Source organism: Acinetobacter sichuanensis (genome assembly GCF_003024515.2).
Classification (GTDB): domain Bacteria; phylum Pseudomonadota; class Gammaproteobacteria; order Pseudomonadales; family Moraxellaceae; genus Acinetobacter; species Acinetobacter sichuanensis.
In genome coordinates, this window is the sequence record NZ_PYIX02000108.1 from 1 (window position 1) to 3070 (window position 3070).

General features: G+C 40.9%; 4 protein-coding genes. All 4 read left to right on the forward strand.

Features of this window, described 5'->3' with window-relative positions:
• Window positions 1–130 precede the first annotated feature (130 nt).
• The 4 genes from C9E89_RS21995 to C9E89_RS22010 are packed head-to-tail and all read left to right on the forward strand — an operon-like array spanning window position 131 to window position 2093.
• Window positions 131–1054 (forward strand): MobA/MobL family protein, encoded by a 924-nt coding sequence (locus tag C9E89_RS21995; protein ID WP_002011644.1) that lies wholly within the window; start codon window positions 131–133, stop codon window positions 1052–1054.
• Window positions 1051–1551 carry a hypothetical protein gene (locus tag C9E89_RS22000; RefSeq protein WP_025464991.1) on the forward strand — a complete coding sequence of 167 codons (501 nt, stop codon included), beginning with the start codon at window positions 1051–1053 and terminating at the stop codon, window positions 1549–1551. Before C9E89_RS21995 ends, C9E89_RS22000 begins: the two co-directional genes overlap by 4 nt.
• Window positions 1552–1591: 40 nt before the next feature.
• The gene (locus C9E89_RS22005; RefSeq protein ID WP_002011632.1) at window positions 1592–1888 is read left to right on the forward strand and encodes a BrnT family toxin; all 297 of its coding nucleotides are present in this window, start codon (window positions 1592–1594) and stop codon (window positions 1886–1888) included.
• A complete protein-coding gene (locus C9E89_RS22010; RefSeq protein WP_002011639.1) occupies window positions 1878–2093 on the forward strand; it encodes a hypothetical protein in 216 nt (71 codons plus the stop codon). The genes C9E89_RS22005 and C9E89_RS22010 overlap by 11 nt, the downstream gene beginning before the upstream one ends.
• Window positions 2094–3070: the final 977 nt, after the last annotated feature.

Sequence of the window (3070 nt, forward strand, 5' to 3'; positions counted from 1 at the left end):
AAATCAAAGATATTAGTTTTGGCGTGATCGCAGCACCGCTAATTATCATCATTATGATGTGGGCTTCGATACTCGATCAAAGAACATTTAAGAAAGAACTAGACCGAAAAAAGGCACAGGAAAAAACCTAATGGCGATAGCTCGTTTAAGTGTGAAAGTTGGTAAGGCAGGTAAGGCAGCACCGCATGCCGAATATATTGATCGGGACGAAGAAAAAAAGCTGAAACAGGAACAATCCGACCTTGAACATAGTGACTATGGAAATATGCCGAAATGGGCTGAACATAATCCGATTACCTTTTGGCAAGCAGCCGACCTTTACGAGCGTAAAAATGGCAGTACCTATCGAGAATATGAAATTGCCCTGCCTAGAGAGATGAATGCTGAGCAACGCCTAGAACTGGTTGAAGACTTTATTCAGTCTGAAATTGGCTCAAAATATCCGTATCAGTTTGCAATTCATAACCCTAAAGCAATGGACGGCAACGATCAGCCCCACATCCACCTCATGTTTAATGAACGTCTGCAAGATGGAATCGAACGAGATCCAGAGCAATATTTCAAACGCTATAACAGCAAGAATCCTGAACGTGGCGGAGCTAAAAAAGACAATACAGGCAAGAGTTACCAGGAACGAAAAACTGATATTAAAGACCTACGCCAAAGGTGGGCGGATTTATGCAATAGCCATTTGGAAAAACACCAAATTGACAGCCGTATTGATATGCGAAGCTACAAAGAGCAAGGCATAGAGAAAGACCCTGAAAAGAAACTCTTACCAAGCCAAGCCAAAGACCCTGAAATCAGGGAAGCCTTGCAACAGTCACGTACAGCCTATAAAGAGCTTGAGCGACTAGATTTAGGCGACCCTAAAAACGACCTGAAAGACCTCAAAAACAGCCCTATCTCAGACAAAGAAATTAAACAGGGCATTGAGAGTTTTAAGGCTGATTTTGCCAGCTTTAAACAGCTTGCCTTACAGCAGTACAAAGAACAGCAGAAATTAGAACGAGAGCAACAGAAAACAATGAAGTTTAGAGGGATGAGCCGATGACACCTGATGAAAAAAAGTTATATGCACTGATGGCAGTTGCAGAACAACAGCAGAACCTAGTCAATCAGGCCGTTAAAGAGCTTCAAATCACGAAAGAACACATTCAGAAGGTCATCGCAGAGCAAACCCATAGCACTGTATCAAAATCGCTAAATACGGGCTTACAGGAGGGTACAGCAGAGCTTATCAAGACCGCTAAGGCACTTGGACATTTAAAAAACTCGATTGAATCAACTAGTGATCAATTTTCATGGAAAATCATCACCATTATTTTAGGCATTTTCGCTATTCTGATGCTTGGCATCATTTGGTTATTCAGTGTTTATATCAAACCTTTAGAAAATATCCCTCAGATCGAGAGCTTAAGACAGCAAGGTATCCAGTTTGATATTGGAAGCTGTACTGTTGGAGAGGAATCTAAACCGTGTGTTCGTGTGATGAAAAAGCAGTGCGGATATGGAAAAAATGGAGATTTTTGTGTCATAGACCCAAAATAATAGGCATATTTTTTATTTCACGAGAGGAAAAGAGGTAATCATGCCATTAATTGAATATTACGGCTTGTTATTTGAATGGCATGACCAAAAAATGGATTTAGTCTATCGAGGGCGAGAAATCACGTTCGAGGAGGTCTGTAGTATTTTCCTTGATCCTGCATTGATCTCTTTTGAGGATGTAGGACACTATGATGAACAACGACTAATATCAGTCGGTTTAAGCAATCGTGGTAGACTATTAACAGTGGTTTGGGTTGAACGTGGAGATGTTGCGAGAATAATCACTGCATTTGAACCATCACATCACCAAAAGCGGAGGTACAGCAATGCAAAATGAACTAGAACGCTATAAAAATTTTGACCCTACCAATGCGCCATTGGTTAAACCTAGCTTTGTGAAGAAATTACAGGAACGCCATACCATAGCTCAAGCACAGGCTTTTGATGCTGATGTAGTTGCATGGTTAAGTTCACAAGATAATGAAACAAAACAACATATTAACGATATGGTTCGCCATATTATGGCATTGAAACGTGCTTGATTAGGGATTTAGTCATGATTAGATATGACCTCTCTTTTTTGTCTTAATATCTGATTGATCAAAGAAAAAGCCCATTGAATCTTGCAACTCAATGGGCTTTCGCTTTATATTCAGCGGTACGCAGTTATTTGATGGTGGAACATCAAGTAACGAAGATCAGCAGAGCTACCAACTCGTGCAGATTTCACACAAAGGCTTGTACCTGAACTCTATTTTCACAATAAACAGTGTTTAGATCAAGACTCAAAATGATAAGTCTTCGTTAATCCGTGTTTTAAATCATCAAATAAGCATCCTAGATCGAGCTTTGCCTGCTCCTGCGTGTCCGTTTTACGGATTGGCATGCGTTGCATGTGGAGGGAATAAGTGTCACTGGTGCAACGTAGCGATAGTCGAAAGGCTAAACCGCTACAGGGGAATCTCACAAAAGCGGAGCGTTAAGAGTAGTTGTATAGGTTGGTTAAGTTGTATGTTGGGGAAACCCTCGCAGAGATACCGCCATACTTCGACAGGGAGCGTGTGGGGAGAGGTGCAAGACCTTTAGTCCTTGTCTGCATAGTTTGCAAAGCTATGTGCGGATACGACCGATATACGTGGCTCCGAAGCCAAAAGAATATGCGGTAAATCGGCAATACTTAAAGGATGCGTCATTTTTTTAAATGACCGCCTTTAGGGAGAGTATTGCCGAAACTCTCTCAACCGTTTCCAAAGCCAAAGCACGAAGTGCGACGCTTTGGGTACGAGTTGAGAAGTTGAGAGCATTTTTTTTTAGGAAGTATAGTAGTGCGGATAATCAAATACTCCTTTTTCTGCTTAGGCTATTGAACCAGTTTTGAATTCGCCCCATATTTTTGCTACAGTGAACCAAATTAAGATCATCTATTTACTAGGCCTTGCATTTGCGGGGTTTTAATGCTGAATAAAAGGAAAACTTGATGGAATTGCCCAATATTATTCAACAATTTATTGGAAACAGT